This window comes from Paenibacillus sp. ClWae2A (genome assembly GCF_032452295.1).
In the GTDB taxonomy this organism is placed as follows: Bacteria; Bacillota; Bacilli; order Paenibacillales; family Paenibacillaceae; genus Paenibacillus.
In genome coordinates, this window is record NZ_JAULSQ010000001.1 from 691674 (window position 1) to 709266 (window position 17593).

Annotated in this window: 12 protein-coding genes and 1 pseudogene; 5 read left to right on the forward strand and 8 right to left on the reverse strand. The window is 44.7% G+C overall.

Features of this window, described 5'->3' with window-relative positions; genetic code table 11:
* Positions 1–83: 83 nt before the first annotated feature.
* The 4 genes and pseudogenes from QVE09_RS02770 to QVE09_RS02785 all read right to left on the reverse strand — a co-directional run bounded on the left by QVE09_RS02770 (position 84) and on the right by QVE09_RS02785 (position 3420).
* Complete coding sequence (locus tag QVE09_RS02770) at positions 84–365, reverse strand: GNAT family N-acetyltransferase (RefSeq protein ID WP_315935574.1); 282 nt, start codon at positions 363–365, stop codon at positions 84–86.
* Positions 358–609 (reverse strand): (4Fe-4S)-binding protein, encoded by a 252-nt coding sequence (locus tag QVE09_RS02775; protein ID WP_315935575.1) that lies wholly within the window; start codon positions 607–609, stop codon positions 358–360. Before QVE09_RS02775 ends, QVE09_RS02770 begins: the two co-directional genes overlap by 8 nt.
* A gap of 256 nt (positions 610–865) precedes the next feature.
* Positions 866–2620 (reverse strand): methyl-accepting chemotaxis protein, encoded by a 1755-nt coding sequence (locus tag QVE09_RS02780; protein WP_315935576.1) that lies wholly within the window; start codon positions 2618–2620, stop codon positions 866–868.
* Between the two features lie 395 nt (positions 2621–3015).
* A pseudogene (locus QVE09_RS02785) lies at positions 3016–3420 on the reverse strand (VOC family protein).
* Between the two features lie 307 nt (positions 3421–3727).
* Here QVE09_RS02785 and QVE09_RS02790 point away from each other — a divergent pair.
* Entirely contained in the window at positions 3728–5467 is a 1740-nt protein-coding gene (locus tag QVE09_RS02790; protein WP_315935577.1) for an ABC-F family ATP-binding cassette domain-containing protein, read from the forward strand.
* 70 nt (positions 5468–5537) lie between these two features.
* Here the strand turns inward: QVE09_RS02790 and QVE09_RS02795 are convergent, their stop codons facing one another.
* Together QVE09_RS02795 and QVE09_RS02800 are read right to left on the reverse strand one after the other, a co-directional pair.
* Positions 5538–5930 carry a collagen-like protein gene (locus QVE09_RS02795; protein ID WP_315935578.1) on the reverse strand — a complete coding sequence of 131 codons (393 nt, stop codon included), beginning with the start codon at positions 5928–5930 and terminating at the stop codon, positions 5538–5540.
* A 319-nt stretch (positions 5931–6249) separates the two neighbouring features.
* Complete coding sequence (locus QVE09_RS02800; RefSeq protein WP_315935579.1) at positions 6250–7851, reverse strand: response regulator transcription factor; 1602 nt, start codon at positions 7849–7851, stop codon at positions 6250–6252.
* A gap of 353 nt (positions 7852–8204) precedes the next feature.
* Here QVE09_RS02800 and QVE09_RS02805 point away from each other — a divergent pair, with 353 nt between their 5' ends.
* The 4 genes from QVE09_RS02805 to QVE09_RS02820 all read left to right on the forward strand — a co-directional run bounded on the left by QVE09_RS02805 (position 8205) and on the right by QVE09_RS02820 (position 14926).
* A complete protein-coding gene (locus QVE09_RS02805) occupies positions 8205–10487 on the forward strand; it encodes a beta-glucosidase (RefSeq protein WP_315936079.1) in 2283 nt (760 codons plus the stop codon).
* 177 nt (positions 10488–10664) lie between these two features.
* A complete protein-coding gene (locus tag QVE09_RS02810) occupies positions 10665–11867 on the forward strand; it encodes a sensor histidine kinase (RefSeq protein ID WP_315935580.1) in 1203 nt (400 codons plus the stop codon).
* Positions 11868–11888: 21 nt separating this feature from the next.
* Positions 11889–12536, forward strand: a complete 648-nt coding sequence (locus QVE09_RS02815) for a response regulator (protein WP_315935581.1) — start codon at positions 11889–11891, stop codon at positions 12534–12536.
* A 188-nt stretch (positions 12537–12724) separates the two neighbouring features.
* On the forward strand, positions 12725–14926 hold the full coding sequence (locus QVE09_RS02820; protein ID WP_315935582.1) for an MMPL family transporter: 2202 nt from the start codon (positions 12725–12727) through the stop codon (positions 14924–14926).
* A 127-nt stretch (positions 14927–15053) separates the two neighbouring features.
* Here QVE09_RS02820 and QVE09_RS02825 read toward each other — a convergent pair whose 3' ends face one another.
* Together QVE09_RS02825 and QVE09_RS02830 are read right to left on the reverse strand one after the other, a co-directional pair.
* Positions 15054–15614, reverse strand: coding sequence for a TetR/AcrR family transcriptional regulator (locus QVE09_RS02825; RefSeq protein WP_483874292.1), 561 nt, complete (start codon positions 15612–15614; stop codon positions 15054–15056).
* A gap of 274 nt (positions 15615–15888) precedes the next feature.
* Positions 15889–17553 (reverse strand): histidine kinase, encoded by a 1665-nt coding sequence (locus QVE09_RS02830; protein ID WP_315935583.1) that lies wholly within the window; start codon positions 17551–17553, stop codon positions 15889–15891.
* Positions 17554–17593: the final 40 nt, after the last annotated feature.

Genomic DNA, 17593 nt, shown 5'->3' on the forward strand with positions numbered 1-17593 from the left:
AAAGGCGTCTATATCATTGTATGAATGATATAGACGCCTTTTATTGTTGTGTAACCATATAAAAATCAGCTGCAAATATAGCTTTATTGATGGAGAACATCCGCGTACTCGGAGATACGTTCGAAACGTCCCTTGGCAAAAGGGCATAAAGGTAAAATCTTAATACCGTTTTCCCGCGCGTATTCAACCATCGCTTTGATAAGTTCATCGCCAAGCCCTTGTCCTCGGTATGCATTTTCAACCAATGTGTGATCAATAATGTATAACTCTGGACTTGAGATTACATATGTCACCACCGCAGCAATGTCGCCGTTATCTTGAATAAGAAATCTCTTATTGGCAGGTTCATGTTCTACTTTATGCATGTTCATCCTCTTTCTGTGTTGAAGATTCACTGTCCAAACGTTTATAGGTCAATGCTCCGCTTGGACATGTATCAATATGCCGGGCAATGGCCTCCGAAGTGTCACCATCGGGATCAACCCAAGGACGCTTGCTCAAATCAAAAACAGCAGGGAGGCCCTTTACACAAATACCAGAATGGATGCATACATCCGAATTAAACATAACCTCGATATCTTTACCATAGTATAACTTTTGTTTACTCAAGATTCCTCACATCTTTCACTGTTGAGTTTGAGATCGATATCCCAAGCATCCATGGTAAGCCATGTCTGCCAGGCTCTTAATGTCCGAATTATAAATGAGGAATCATTATTAAGTCAACGTGACACAGGACAAGAACACGGTCATTTTATGTGCTGATCATAACCCTGGGTCCTCCGAAACATTAAAGCTCCAAAAAAGTTATGTTTCCGGCGATTCTAAGTTGTCATCTAACAACGCCCTTAGCGAGATTGGGAACTTATTTAGTGACTTCGATCTGAAATTGATCGGAATATGATTTGAGGTTGCCGGCAAGACCGGCGAGTTCCCCGGAGATGTTCGACAGTTCGCTCGCCGACCGTTGCTGTTCCACAGCACTAGCCGTGACTTCTTCGGCCATGGCTGAAGTTTCCTCGGTTGCGGAAGCAATATAACTGAGGTTTTGTTCCAACTCCTGACGAATAGAGTGCATATCCATCGTCCGGCTGTCCAAACTCTGAGCCAACTCATGCACTTCGGTCGATAAGCGGCTAACCTGTCCAAATGCCTGGAGACAATCAGCGATTTGTTTCTCCTGTTCCTTAACAGCTACCATATTCGCATCAAAATGACTGCCCATCCGATGTATCTCTTGAACAAATGAACCCAGGATCTCATCAATCTCCTGGATCGAACGTTCGGATTGTTGAGCGAGCTGTCCCATTTCCCCAGCAACGACTGCAAAGCCTTTACCTGCTTCTCCAGCTCGGGCTGCTTCAATTGAAGCATTCAGGGATAGAATTTGAGTTTGTTTTAAAATGTTGTGAATTTGACCGCTAATAGAAGAGGCAAGTTCGGATTGAGTCGTCAGAGACCTGGAAATATCCTGTTGATGCTCAACACGCTTGGCATTCTCTCGGCCCTTTTCAAGTAGAACCTCATGTTCACGTGTAACTTGTACTTGAACAGAAGATAGCTGCTCCGAAGTATAAGTAAACTGTTTCACATATGAACCTACTTCATCCATTATTTTGCCGAGATTCTCTGAATGCCGGACGGAATGTTCTGTCTCTTCAGCCTGTTTCATTGAACCTATGGCAATTTCCTCAATTGCTCTGGAAAGTTCTTCGCTCTGACGTTGGTTCGTCTGAGCGGTTTCCGAAATATCTTTTGATGACAGCTGTAATGTATTTGATCCTTGCTGTATTCCCATCAGAATGTTCGTCAATTGGGCAACCATGATGTTAATCAAATCACTGATGTCACCGAGTTGATCATTGGACATATGTGTCGATACGACTGTAAGATTCCCATCAGCAACCTGTTCGAGGCTTGACTTAATATCGCGTACTTGTCTGAGGATGCCTCGTACTACGAATAGCATCATGATCAAAGAAAGAATCAGTACAACCACGAAAATCGGAATAATGGTCCGATAAGCATTATTCACGGATGTTACGGAGACTTGATTCACTGCTCCAGCAGAAATATCAATGCCCAGATAGCCAATAATCGTACCTTGCGAATCCTTGATTGGTGTAAAGGAGGACAACAGCTGTCCCCAGGTTGGATCGTCTACAATACCTGTTGTGATGACTTCTCCGCGTAATAAGCGTTCCTGAATCTGGGGGTTGAATTCCATTGCAGTGCCGTACGGGCTATATTCAGAATCATCCCAATCCGCTCCATCCACAGTGTAGATCCACCCGTCCGAAGTTTTGTTATACATATAAACATATAAGGCTCCCGATTGAAGCCTAACTTTAACGAGTTCGTCCCTAAGACTTTTATATTCGTTGCTCTCCTCTGAAGCAGTAGAAGATAATGTCTTAATTAATTCCGATTCCTGACCTAGTTGAGAGGCGGTATTCACAGCCAGCTGCTGATTGTTATGCTGCATGGTCATTAAAGATGCATTTTCACTGGAGTCGATGGTGGCCCATATGATTAGACCACCCATGGCCAGTAACGGAACCAGAATAATCAAATACAGCTTGAACCTTAAATCCATCTTTTTTTTGTAAGTCTTTCTCAAATCCTGTTCCCCCTTAGAAGTGTTAAACAATATGGTTATTCTTATAACCCATACTATTTATCGTAAAATTGAAGAGGGAAATGAAGACTAACACTAAATTTGTATATACATATACGTTGGAGAATGTGATCATTTGTGGTGCCAGTGCACTCAAACCAAATGTAGACGTTACGTCTTGCATCAAGAAAAGTTGTCATTAACCAAAAAAGCTCCATCAGCTTTATGCCAGTGGAACGCTTAATTTTTCTCTAAGACATTCTGTTCAATATACAAACCTACTCATGGATGCTCATTGCAGAAACGGTCGATATAATCTGAACATTGCCCCGGCTCATCTTCCATGACAAAATGACCAGCTTTGGGAATGACATGCAAACAGGCATGAGGGATGTCCTTTATAACCTACCACTGAACCGTTGGATTGCTTCCTCGGTCACCGGCGTGAAGAGATTAACCAGATTACCGTCAGGATCGCGAAAAAGCAAAGCACGATTCCCCCAAGGCATTGTGGTAGGTTCCTTTACCCACTCATCAACAAACGGCTTCAAGCGCTCGTATTCGGCATCAACATCGTGGACGTGGAACTCAATGATGACAGTACGATTGTTGGCCGCCACAGCGGAACCAGCGCCAAACAGTTGCACCGTTTGAGAGTGGCCGATCGCTAGAGTGCACGATGGCATAACGAGTTTGGCAAAGACAGGTGCAGGGCGTTATGCTGAAACACCCGTAATTTTCTCATAGAACTCGACGAGACGATTCACGTCATCAGTAATGATGCGCACAGAAGCAAAATTCACGATATATCATCCTTCCTATAATAAGTAATACATTTCGGATCAAAAACACTTCGCATTTACTTCTACTCCTTTACAATTGCTTACTCCAACTATACAAATACACTACTGACAACAGTATGTCAGTAGTGTTTTATGAAGTAACCACCGTCCACTAGCCATCATTCTATAGACAGTATTAGAGTTTCAAAGTGAGGGTAAGGGCTAAAAATCAATTGTACTTGGTGGTAAACAGTGTTACTCTAAAAGTCTGTGTTCGACAATATATTTAATATTTGCCACCAATTTAGTTATAAAGAAAGGTAACACTATGATAAAAGTTGAAAAATTATCCTTCTCATTTCCACAAAAGGAACTATATAAAAACATTTCATTTACGTTTGAAGAGGCACAACATTGTGCTTTTATCGGAACAAGCGGCAGTGGGAAAAGTACACTGATCGATATCCTGATGGATCCGGAACGATATTTGTTCGAGGGCAAGTTAGAGATAGACCCCGATTGCAGAATCGGGTATGTGAGTCAGTTTTTGCAAGTAGACAAAACAAAAGAAATGACCGTTTTTGAATATATCGCAGAAGAATTCATCAAGATACAAGATGAAATTACAGCGATTTATGCGGAGATGGCCACCACATCGGATATGGATTCCCTGATGGAAAAGCTTCAATTGGCTTTGGATGCCTTCGAGGCGATGGATGGGGATAATTTCGAAAAAAACATCAATAAACAGTTAAACCTTGCCAACCTCATGAAGCTCAAAGAGCTTAGTATATCCGCCGTAAGCGGCGGGGAATTCAAACTTATTCAAGTGATGAAGGAAATGCTGAATCGTCCAGACTTCATGATTATGGACGAACCTGATGTATTTTTAGACTTTGAAAACCTGAACGCGCTTAAAAAATTGATTAACACCCACAAGGGAATGCTGCTCGTTGTTACGCACAACCGATATCTGTTGAACCATTGTTTCAACAAAATCATACACCTTGAAAACACAGAGCTCCAAGAGTTTGACGGGCGATATATCGATTATAACTTCTCACTGCTTCAGTCTAAGATCGAACTGCAAGAAATCGCAGTTGCTGAAGCTGAAGAAATTGAGAGATATGATCACATCATCGACAATCTTAGAGAGATCGCCACGTATAATTCGGAAGCCTCCAGAGGAAGAGCGTTAAAAGCCAGAGTCAAGTTTCAAGAGAGATTGGAAGCACATCGAATAAAAGAGCCATTTGTCGATATCAAGCAGCCGAATATCCGTTTTGGGATCGATAAGGAAATGGAAGATACCGTTGTGGTTAACGTCAATAACTATAACGTTTCCTTTGACGAGTTGCTTTTGGAAAATGTGAACTTTGAGATCAAATCAACAGATAAAGTAGCCCTGATCGGTCCTAACGGTACCGGGAAAACGACTTTACTCCGAGAAATTTTTAAAAACAATCAGGATTCCATTGAAATCAATGCTGATGTTAACGTGGCTTATTTATCTCAGGTTCAAGGCGAAATGCTAAAAGATTCGAATACCATCCTAAATGAATTCATTGATTCCGGGTTTCAAACGTATGATGAAATTAGATCGTATCTTCCAAACTATGGCTTTGAAGGAGAAATCCTTGATCAAAAGATTGAATCGTTATCTGGCGGAGAAAAAAACATGCTTCAATTGGCTAAAGTTTCTGCCAGTCAGGCCAACGTATTGCTCCTGGATGAACCGACAAGCCATTTAGACATCTATACACAAATCGCATTGGAGAAAGCCATTGAGGACTACAAAGGTGCGATTCTCATGATTTCTCATGATTTCTATTCTGTCGTAAATGGTATGGATTATGTTTTAATTATTGAGGACAAAACGATTAGTAAAATGAGTATAGAAGAATTTAGACAGATGATTTATGCGAGTCATTTTGATGAAAACTATCTAGAAAATGAACAAAAGAAAAAGTCTGTTGAAATAAAAATTGAATTGGCTTTAAAAGATACTAATTTTGAACTTGCAAAAAGTTTGGTAGATGAGCTAGAAGGGCTGATTAAGTTGCTTTAGACAAGGTGGATTATTCCATAAATCTAAATCCCCCTGTATGTGGATTAATCCGCAGACAGGGGGATTACTTCTAGAAACAGCTAAACGAGCTGATTCGCTGCAGATCAATGCCGGTGTACATCCAGAAGAAGCCATTCCAGCGGAAGCCAGCTACCGAATTTCTACCTACAAATACCGGGTACATCCAGAAGCCGGGACCACGATCCGGCCAAATATATGTGTAGCGAAACAGACAGCCGGATATGGCTCTTGGATCTACCGCAAATAACGAAGCTGGTTGCTGTGGAATGAATGATGGTGGCGGCCCTGTAGGTGCCTGCACGCCTTGTGGTCCGCCGCCTCCACCCCCGGGGAACGATGGCGGACCAGGAATTCCACCGGGTCCACCGGGGCCTCCTGGTCCTCCGGGACCCCCAGGTCCGCCAAATCCTCCACCAGGTCCAAAAGGAGGCAAAAATGTCATATCACATCACTCCTGTTCATTAGTCTAATGTATTGTATGTAGGCAATTGAGCAGGGGAATGGGTGAGAGCCTATAGAAGGCCGCTAATTTGGTCATAGCCTTGTCAGATAGATAGAAAAAAAGACCCGCTCAAGCTGCGACAGTTTACCCTGGGGCCTTTGGAGTAGTGAGTTTCTTTCATGTTAAAGGAAAATTGGACAAAATCACGGTGAAGCCATAATAGATTTATATGAACTACAAAAATGCACTGGGAGCAATCCCGGTGCATTTTCCTTTTAAAATGAGCGATAAGCCCATTATTTTTTTGCCATTCCTTTCGTTAACGAGTACGGAACTCCTGCGGTGTGCAACCATAATGCTTTTTAAATATTTTTATGAAATGCGGCGGAGCTAAAAAGCCAAGCGCCTTACTGACATCTGCAATTTTGAGGTCTGTGTTCATTAACAGGTAAGAAGCCCTGTTCATACGCAAGCTGTACAAATAATCGCCAATCGTTTCTCCGGTGACCGTTTTGTACACCTTGGACAGGTAGACTGGGTGCAGGCCGATATAGTCGGCAATGACCTGAAGGGAGATACCTTCTGCCAAATGCTCCTGAATGTATGTTCTCACGTTAGAAGTAATTTGTTCATGCGCATTCATCAACTGATTAGAGGCCTGCTTGCGCCGCTGATTAATCATTTTCTCTGCCCAGCTATATATGCGTTGGCCGGATAACTGGCTTTTTTTCCGAAGCAAAAACTCGAACTCTTCTCCCAGCATTTCCTCAACCGTCGTGTCCTGAGATTTTAGTGAAATCGAGAAGGTGGAGGACAGGTAGAGTAGTACTGTAAACAACTGATCGTGGGATAGTTCTTTGCCAACTTCGTTTAAGAAAAGAATTCTGGAAATTTTGCTGATGGCCTCATCCCAATTACCTGATTCCAGCAAGTTAGGGAGCAAGGGCGGCTCATACAAATTAATGAGATTTTGCTGCTCATGGGAATCCGCATCCTTTTTGTCCAGCGTAATAAAATAGCTTTTGTTGCTGCCCACATTCCGATTGATGGCTGACACGGAGGCTAAGTACAGATCGGAGAGGTGGTCAGGGAAGCATTGCTCTGTACTCAGACAAATGGAGATGGCTCCCTTTAAAAATTTTTGCACATTGTTTTGCAGTCTGACCGCGTGGGAATCAACTGAATCAAGTGCATGAAAATCACTGTTTTTGATCAGAAATACCAGATATCCCTGCTCTGTAATGCAGTGCCACAACTTGAACGGATGCTGAAACACCTCTTCGGCTATATTGGTTACAGCATACTCAAGCAAGGATAATGACCGAAGATCATAACCGGAGAATTCCTCCTCCATCCGAATGACCATCATAATAAAGGGGTCCGAGGACGCAAAGGGGATCTCCAGCATGCTGAGACGCTCGGCCAGAATCTGATGGCTCATGGCTTTGTTCTGAAGAAGTTCCTTGAGAAGTTGATTGCGCAACAAGGGCATATTGGCATGCAGGGCATGCTGAATTTGCTGGAATGAACTGATGCGCTCCCATTCGTGCTCAATATTGGCGATAGCCTCTGTCACAGCTTGGATGAGCTCATCGGTATTAATTGGCTTCAGCAGATAATTAGCAGCCTGATACTGAATTGCTTTTTGGGCATATTCAAACTCATCGTGACCGGACAAAATAATGCATCTAATTTTACTGGAGAATCGTCGAATCTCCAAAATAAGCTCCAGTCCATCCATCTCGGGCATACGAATATCGGTAATCATGATATCAACAGCGTATTTGGAAGCAATATCGAGAGCCTCCGCAGCCGAGTAAGCTCTATGTACTTCCTGGATACCATAATCTTCCCAGGGAATTGTCAGCGCGAGACTATCAACAACCGATTTCTCGTCATCCACTATTAATAAACCGTACATGCTAATTCCCCCTCTATAGACAAGCTGTTACAACACTTATTGTATTGTATGATGGCCGAACTATCATTTCAATGCGTGCCGCCTTGACTGACCTCAAATCTTAAGAAAACGATACAGATGTTCAGATATACTTATGCGAATTAGCGCTGCAAGTGGCTAGCGAGGCATGAGAGACCTTTCTATTTATTCGGATTGCGTTATATCACATTAAGAAAACGCTATTTCATGTCATTAAACCAGACAGTACTATTAAAGAGAGAACTAAACTCAAGCCCTATAATTTTATGCGGGACCTTACATAGCCGTATTACATGTCAAGGATACCTGCCGATAGATGAAGGAGTGTCTGGATGATGAATCGTGATATCAAACAAATTGTGAAACAGTTAACCTTAAACGAAAAGGCAACACTCTGCTCAGGTAGCAGCTTTTGGACAACACATGCCATAGAACGTTTGGATATTCCATCCATTATGATGACGGATGGTCCTCATGGATTGCGCAAGCAAGCAGGTGATGCTGACCATCTGGGACTGAATGCAAGTGTACCCTCCACTTGTTTTCCCTCGGCGGTTGGGCTGGCCAGCTCCTGGAACCGGGATCTCGTGCAGCTTGTCGGGGAAACAATTGGTAGAGAGGCGCAGGCGGAGGATGTCGCCATTCTGCTCGGCCCAGGGGCGAACATCAAGCGTTCCCCGTTGTGCGGGCGCAACTTCGAATATTTCTCAGAGGACCCTTACCTGACGGGTGAGTTGGCTGCAGCTCATATCTCAGGTGTGCAAAGCCAAGGTGTGGGTACATCACTTAAGCATTTTGCAGTGAACAATCAGGAGCATCGCCGGATGACTACCGATGCGGTGGTCGATGAAAGGACGTTAAGAGAAATCTATTTGACCGGCTTTGAGAAAGCGGTCAAGCAGGCGCAGCCATGGACAGTAATGTCTTCTTACAATAGAGTGAATGGAACGTATGCATCGGAGAATGAATATTTGCTGAATACCATTTTGAAGGAAGAATGGGGACATGAGGGCTTTGTTGTGACAGACTGGTCCGCAGTGAATGAGATCGCAGCCAGCATCGCTGCGGGACTTGGACTGGAGATGCCTTCTTCCAACGGAGAAGGACCACGCAAAATTGTGGAGGCGGTGAATGGCGGCGAGTTATCCGAAGAAAAACTTGATCAATCCGTGGAACGGTTATTAGCTATTATTTTCAAGGCGGCAGAAAATAAACGTCCAGAAGCAACCTTTGATTCTGAGCAGCATCATCAGATTGCCAGAGAGGCGGCAAGTGAAACGATGGTGTTGTTGAAAAACGAGGACGATATTCTTCCGCTGAGCAAGAATAGCCGCATCGCCGTTATCGGAGAGCTAGCTGAGAAGGTTAGATATCAGGGCGGCGGCAGTTCGCATATCCATCCGACTCAACTGGATAGCCCTTATGAACAGATGGTTTTACTTGCTGAAGCGGATGCATCGGTGACTTATGCTTCGGGCTACAAGCTCGCTTCAGATGAAAGTGACCCGTTATTGATGAAGGAAGCCATCGAGACGGCCAAAGCAGCGGAAGTCGCTGTGCTGTTCATCGGTCTGCCTGACCGCTATGAATCGGAAGGATATGATCGGTCTCACATGGACATTCCAGCTAACCAATCGGCGCTGATCAAAGCCGTTGCAGCAGAGCAGCCTAACCTTGTTGTTGTGTTAAGCAATGGATCACCGATTGTGATGCCATGGCTTGCTGATGTGAAGGGAGTACTTGAGGCGTATCTGGGTGGTCAGGCAGCTGGAGGAGCAATGGCGGATTTGTTGTTCGGAGAAACCAACCCAAGCGGTAAGCTGGCGGAAACGTTCCCGCAATCGGTGCATCATAACCCTTCGGCTCTGTTCTTCCCCGGGGACGGAGATCGTGTGGAATACCGTGAAGGCATATATGTTGGTTATCGCTACTATGACCGTAAGGACATTGAACCGTTGTTCCCGTTTGGTTACGGATTGAGCTATACGCAGTTTGAATATACAGATCTGAGCCTGAGCGATACACAGTTCAAGGATACGGATTGGGTTACGGTAACTGTTACGATTCGAAACACGGGCACTCGTTACGGTCAAGAGGTTGTGCAATTGTATGTGCGGGATCAGCAAACCGTAGTAAGTCGTCCGAACAAGGAACTGAAAGGTTTTGCCAAAATCGGACTGGAACCGGGCGCTGAGGGCAGCGTTTCCTTCACACTGGACAAACGCAGTTTTGCCTATTACAACGTTGATTTGAAGGACTGGCATGTAGAGAGTGGCTCCTATGATATTCTAATTGGCTCATCCTCTCGTTCCATTCTGTTGCAACAGACTGTAACGGTGGAATCCACGACAACCGGGCCAGCGCCTACTTTTGACCGTAATACAACGCTGGGTGAGCTGCTCGCCAATCCAAAAACGATGGCTGTCATGAGTCAATTACAGGGACTGGCTCCACAGGGAGCGGAAGAGTCCCAATCCGATGCGATATCCTCCGAGATGATTCAGGCATCCATGAAATATATGCCGCTTCGTGCGTTGATTCCGTTTACGGGAGGGGCTCTTACGGAGGAAACTCTTTCCCAGTTGCTTGCTGGATTAAATGCGGCTGTTCGTCAGTAAAACACTGCACAAAAGCTTTCACTATACAACATCGAAAAACGCTCATAAGTCATGACTTATGAGCGTTTTTCATTTAAGATGTTATGGGACGTTAGCTCATGCACGAAAGGGCATGCACCAACGTACATACAAAAGGACAACCATCCGTAATATAATCATTGGAGAAGAGGTGAACTTATGAATGAGAGGACGGAACGATCCAGCTTCTTGCAAATGAGCGAAGATGCCGAGGATGACCGAATCGCTTCATCCCGACTTCCCATTGCGTTATGGATTATACTGGTCACTATGGTTACGGTAGCGATGCAAACCTTGTTAGAACCTTTGCTGTTGCCCAGCCTGTTTTTTGTATGCTTGATGGCGGCGCATATTCAGTTATACTGGCGAGTAAGCAGGTTGATTCAGGTATCCAAAGTGTTATATCTGATTCTTCAGGCCGGCTTGATTTTCGGGAGCGCTGCCTTGATGCCAGATGGTCTTCCCGTTGTACTCATTGGTTTGATTCCCGTATTGATTGGACAGACCGTAGCTATTTTATTTGAACCCAAAAAGGTTGTTTTTTTTGCGTTTGTACTCTATTTCCTTTTCTGTCTGGTTACGCTTTGGATTAAAGATGCTAAGGATCTTGCACTGTTTATCCCCTTGTTATTTCTGATGATTGTTGTGGTAATGGCCTATGCACTCCTGTACTACAGGCAGGTTAATGCCCGGGTGCGCACACAAACGTTTTTGCGTGATCTGGAGCTTACCCATCAGAAAGTTGAGGAGCTTACACTCGCTAACGAGCGCCAACGTATGGCGAGAGATTTACATGATACACTCGCTCAGGGACAGGCAGGTCTCATTATGCAGCTCGAAGCCGTGGATGCATACCTCAGCCGGGGAAACATCCAGCGTGCTCACGAGATTGTTCTGACATCCATGGGGCAAGCTCGGCAAACGTTGGGTGATGCAAGAAAAGCAATTGATGACTTGCGAACAAGGGCTACTCCAGTGTTTGATTTCAACGAGGCAGTACAAGACCAATTACAACGCTTTCGAATTGCTACAGGCGTTCAAATCCAACTGGAGTTGCAGGTTCGTTCGGCTCTGACCGGGTTTACGATGGAACATGTATTACATATTTTGAGTGAAACACTTATGAATGTGGCACGACATGCCCACGCCGATCAGGTTCATATATCCATTATAGAAATCTCCGACTCACTCCAAATGGTGATTAAGGACAATGGCAGAGGATTCAATACAGCAACTATCGGAAAAAAGACCGGGCATTACGGGCTCATTGGTATTTACGAACGAGCCAGACTCATCGGAGGACAGATTCAGGTTGAAAGCAGCGATGCGGGTACATGTATAACCTTATCTATACCATTTTGAATAGAAGGGAGGACATAAACCATGAGTCATAAAGTTCTGATTGTAGATGACCATTGGGTCGTACGTGAAGGCATTAAAATGATTTTGGGAACGGATGACAATTATGAAGTGATTGGCGAGGCTGAAGAGGGACATACGGCGCTGGAGCTGATGCAGGAACTTCAGCCTGATGTCATCCTGATGGACTTGAACATGCCTGGCGGCTTGAGCGGTCTGGATACGTTGAAACAGATGAACGTAGAACAAATCAACATTCCGGTTATTATATTGACGACCTACAATGAGGATGAACTGATGATCAATGGGCTTGGGCTGGGGGCCAAAGGGTATTTGCTCAAGGATACAAGTCGTGATCATTTATTCCGTACGCTGGAGTCGGCCCTTCGCGGTGAAACATTGCTGCAACCTGAAATTTCGGCAAGAGTATTTGCCTTTCACCAGAAGCCAGCGGTGGTACACAAGCACAAAGATACATTACTGACAGAAAAAGAACTTATAATTCTTCAGGCAGTTGCTCGCGGACTGCGAAGCAAGGAGATCGCATTTGATATGGGCATTGCAGAACGAACAGTAAAAGCTCAGCTGACTAATATTTATAATAAGCTGGGGGTAGACTCGCGCTCCGAAGCGGTTGCTGTATCCGTAGAGAGAGGCATTCTGCACCTGTAGTAACAGAATAGTATTTAGATTTCAAAGGGCAGCCTTATACAGGCTGCCCTTTGGTTCTACCCGATTGTACATGAAGGGCATGCCCCTACGTACGATTTTTTTTGTTTTAGTTTCCACTATGATGATGTCATGAGGTTGTCCGAACAAGAGAACCTGAGTTTCAGATTAGAAGGGAGCTATCCATATACATGGCTAAATTTTTGTATCGATTAGGTGAATGGGCTGTAGCCAAGAAAAAAGGGGTAATCACAGGAGGGCTTGTCATCCTGCTGCTGTTGGCAGCAATCGGCATGGGGCTGGGAACCTCCTTTACGGGAGAGATGACGATTCCCGGAACCAAGTCCGAACAGGCGGCTGATGTATTAAATCAGGAATTCCCGTCATCAGATGACGGTGGACAGGTTCGAATGGTATTTAAATCGGAGAAGGGCACGCTTGAATCCGATGCTACCCAAAAAGCAATTCTCGCAGCGCTGAAAGAGGTTACGTCCGATTCCTCTGTAAAAGCTGTTGTTAACCCCTATGATGGGGGAACGATCAGTGCAAACAAAGAGATTGGTTATGCGGATATTACATATACGCAGTCAGCCGCAGATGTAAGTGAGACGTCCAAAGAGCATATCCTTGATGTTGTCAATACACTACGTGACAAGGGTGTTCAAACCGAACTTGCAGGAAGTGTAGCCTTTTCAGAGATTGAAATTGGCGGCGTGTCCGAGGTGATTGGTATCCTGATTGCATTTGTGATTCTGGCGTTCACCTTTACGTCTTTCCTTGCCGCAGGACTTCCCATTTTGACTGCGGTTGTTGGGCTTGGCATAGGAATCATGATTATCATCATCGGCTCCAACACAGTATCGATGGCTTCATTCTCGATTACGCTGGCTGTTATGCTGGCACTTGCGGTAGGGATCGATTACGCCTTGTTCATTATGTCCAGATATCGGCAGCAATTGGCCGCAGGTTATGATCGGACTACCGCTATTGCACAAGCTAATGCAACAGCAGGCAGCTCCGTTGTATTTGCAGGCTTAACCGTTATTATCGCCCTCGTAGGGCTGTCCGTTGTACAGATTCCATTCATCACCATGATGGGACTCGCTGCGGCAATCAGTGTACTGGTTGCTGTATTGATCGCTATTATATTTACCCCGGCGTTGCTGGCAGCAGCAGGAGATCGCATCCATCCTGCTCGTGAGAACAAATGGCTGCGCAAGTGGTCTGGTCGCAAAAAATCTGCCGAAGCAGAAAATCGTTGGGGCAAAATGGTTACTCGCAAGCCATGGCTCACAACCATTCTGTGTATTGCGATTCTGGCGGTGTGTACCGTTCCATTCACACATATGCAGCTTGGCCTACCGGATAATGGTCTGAAATCCAAAGAAACGACAGAACGCCGAGGTTATGATCTGCTTTCCGAAGGTTTCGGCAAAGGATTTAACGGTCCGCTCATCGTCGTTGCCAAGGCTGCAAACAGTGAGGAGGCACAGGTAGACATTACAAAGGCAACCACATTCATCAGCAAACTTCCGGATGTAGCCTCTGTAGCTCCGCAGATTCCAAGTCCTTCAGGCACTACGGCGATTATTACGGTGTTACCCAAATCCGGCCCGAATGATATTAAAACAACCGAACTTGTTCAAACGATTCGTGATCAGGCAGAGCAGGTACTCAAGAATCATGATGTCGAGATCATGGTTACAGGTGGAACTGCCGTTAATATCGATATTTCAGAGAAGCTGTCCGAGGCTTTACCAAAGTTTGCTTTGTTGATTGTTGGTCTTGCTTTTGTTCTGCTCATGCTTGTATTCCGTTCCATTCTCGTTCCCATCAAAGCTGTAGCCGGATTTTTGTTCACTCTGGGTGCAACGCTCGGCTTTATTGTCTGGGTCATACAGGATGGCTATCTTGGAAGCTTCTTCGGAATCCCTGAGCCAGGACCTGTACTAAGCTTCCTGCCAATTTTGGTTACAGGTATTCTGTTTGGTCTGGCAATGGACTATGAGGTATTTCTCGTGAGCCGGATGCGTGAGGATTATACGCACACCGGAGATGCTGTGAAATCGGTAAGAAGCGGTATAACCCATAGCGGTCCTGTAGTCACGGCTGCCGGATTGATTATGATCGCAGTATTTGCCAGCTTTATTTTTGCAGGGGATACAATTATCAAATCGATGGGACTTGCGCTGGCGTTTGGTATCCTTGTTGATGCATTTATCGTAAGAATGACCCTTGTTCCAGCGCTGATGACACTCATGGGTCGGAGTGCATGGTATTTGCCAAAATGGTTGGATCGTTTGTTACCTAACATTGATATCGAGGGAGAGTCTGTGATGAAAGATGCTCAAGGACATCACTCATCCAATACTCCAGATAATGACAACAAATAAAACATGATTTGTTCTCATATATCATAGAACGCCGTCAGCAGGAGGAGTCCAATGGCTAATGTTCGCATTTTCGCATGAAGAGCTACCCAAAACGGCGACTCCTCCACCGGCAGATCGGAGCCGCTGTTCAGGGCTTGAGATGATCCAAAAATATGTTCTTGAGGATATTAAATTGCTCGGCTTCGTCCACTTTTGTTTGGAAGGCTTTAATGCCATGGAGCATCGCTGTTTTTTTGGAGAAATTGCCAAAGACATTAATCATCGTGTTAATCGTTTCAACCACATTGGCGTCGTTACGAACAGATCCATCCTTTTTACCAAGCTCAGCAAGCTCTGCACAAAGCATAATAATCTGTTGGTAGTTAGAATGATACATCTCGATATCCTCCAACGGGGACTTGGACATAGCGACGTAACACTCAAACGCTTCTATTAATTTGGAGCTTCGCTGGCTTTCCACCTGCTGGAAAAAAACAAGCGAGTCAAAAAGGCGGCCAAGCTTGTCGTAGCAGGTGCCTTCACCTCTGATAATATCGGAGAATACCAGAACCTCGGACTGAACAATATCTGAAGCTACGGCAACAATAAGCTGCTCTTTCCGCGGAAAATAGCGGAAGATTGTTGCCACCCCCAGTATTGCCTCGTCCGCAATATCCTGCATGGTCGCTTGTTCGAAGCCTTTATTCAAAAAAGCAATTTTAGCTGCTTCAATTATAGCTGCTCGTCTTCTTGTTTTAAGGTCACTGCGCTCTTGTTGAAGCCGTTGACGGGGTTCTATTGTAAAAACCTCCTTGTTGGAATGAACTCAAACTATGCTATCAAACTAGACTCTTTTCTGTCAACGCAAGGATTCATTCTGGCGTTTGGCGATCAAAAAAGCAATTTCAACCCAAACAATGCCTCTGCCGTCACTGGAAGTGATGATCAGAGGCATTGTTCTATTATACAGTGTTTTCTTCACCCTATGTTTTTGCAAGCGACCAGTTTAATCGGACACGCATGCCTCCAAGGGGACTCTGTTCAAACTGGATACCCGAATCGGTAGCGTCATGAATACGTAGACGCTCCGCAATATTCCAGAGCGCACACCCCATCGTGTCCACAGGCGGCTCGGATATTCTGACCTTAAGTGCACTGATTTCTTCCTCGGTCATGCCTTTCCCGTCATCATCAACTACAACACAGATTCCGTGTTCCGTACGCTCAACGGAGACTTGGATGGAACCGGAATCCCGCTTGGCTTCTATGCCGTGGATAATACTGTTCTCTACCAAAGGCTGAATGAGTAGTTTGGGAATCGGGACAGATCTTAGCTCGTCCGGTAGCTCAATCTGATAAGAGAGACGGTCCATGCGTAAACTCTGAATCTCAAGGTAATTGCGGACGATTCCCAACTCTTTTTCCAAACAGGTCATCGGCTCGTCAAGGCGTGTGGTGTACCTGAAGTATTCGGCCAGGTTCTGGGTCATGGCAGTAACTGCTTCCTCATTGCCCAATCTTGTCATATTATTAATGAAAAAGAGACAATTATATAAAAAGTGAGGATTGATCTGGGCTTGAAGCTGTTTCAGCACCGCCTCGCGAGCGACGATTTTTTCCTTGTATACCTTTTCAATCAAATCCTCAATCTGTCCGGCCATGTCGTTGAATTGACCATATAAGTAATCAAATTCATTACCGCTCTGTCGTTGAATCCGATAAGAGAAGTCGCCATGTTTCAAAAGACGAACACCTTTTAATAGAGCAAGTATGGGAATCTGTACCTTGCGGAAAAGAACAACAATAATCGTGACCCCCGCCATAAACAGCATGACACAGGCAGAGTAAAACCAGAATTGAGTCATTCGTATAGGCTGCAATGCTTTATCAAGTGGCATAAAATCAATTAAATACCAGCCGAGCTGATGAGAGTACACATAATTGACAATGTACTGGGCTCCGTTAACCGAAACGGTTTTTGTACCGGAGGATGGTTGTAGATGAGCGGTTAGCTCTTTCATGATAAGAGGGGTAATGGGATTGGCCTCTTTGCGAGTAACCAACTGCTCGTCCGGGTTATAAAATAACGTCTCATTCTCGCCCTGATGCGAGTTCTCAACTAGATCCTCCAGATTGCTGCGCGGGAACTCCAACCGAATAATGATCTGTGGACTGACCTTGTATTTATAATATTTAGCTGTTGCTGCATCATAGTTCCAACCTGATTTCAGTGAATCTATAGAGGGAGTCTTCATATTTAACTCCGAAGAAATGATCCATTGATTCAACAGAACCGAGTAGACTGATATTTTGTTATTCCATCCCTCGGACAGACTTTGCAGATTGACTCTCGCAGCAACATTTTGAATCAACTGTACTTGTTCAAAGGAACTCATCACGTCAATGGATCGCAGCAGGGCAATAGAATTGTCCGTTTCCATGGAGATGGATAACATATTCAGCCGATTTATGCTCTGATCAAGTGAGTTAACAACAAACTGCACGCGATTGAGATTGTTTGTTTCAATATCCTTTTGAACGGTATCCAGACTGGATTGAACCGAGAAGGTATACATGACCAGGACGGCGACAAGCATAATCAGCGTGATGGTCACCATGTTTATAAAGGTCCTGTATTTCTTTTGCAACCCTTAACGCCTCCTGCCAACGATGTAAATTCACCTTATT